Source organism: Planococcus sp. RAB007_Raresut (genome assembly GCF_057369535.1).
The window spans coordinates 1-282 of the sequence record NZ_JBXYIF010000088.1; the positions used below are offsets into that span (position 1 = coordinate 1).

Consider the following 282-nt stretch of genomic DNA (forward strand, 5'->3'; position numbering starts at 1 on the left):
TCAGCATATTTAAATTTCATCGCTAACTCAGCTTTTTGAATATTAAAGCTCGGAATACGACGTAAATTTTTAGCTAGACCTAATTTAGAGCTGGTCCAAATTAACCATTTTGTTGGGTCATATTGCCACCATTTCACACCATTACGATAGTCGTATTGGAAGATATGATGGTAATTGTGATAACCCTCACCCCAAGTGAAAATCGCTAAGACGAAGTTGTCTCGTGCCGTATTTTCATCAGTATAAGGGCGTTTGCCCCACATATGGCAGAGTGAGTTAATA

The 282-nt window shown here is 38.3% G+C and carries 1 protein-coding gene; it reads right to left on the reverse strand.

Annotation, left to right across the window (positions count from 1 at the left end; all coding sequences use genetic code 11):
* Positions 1-282, reverse strand: a 282-nt coding sequence (locus tag AC2Q9J_RS17855) for a fatty acid desaturase (RefSeq protein ID WP_499042011.1), incomplete at both ends; no start/stop codon positions are given.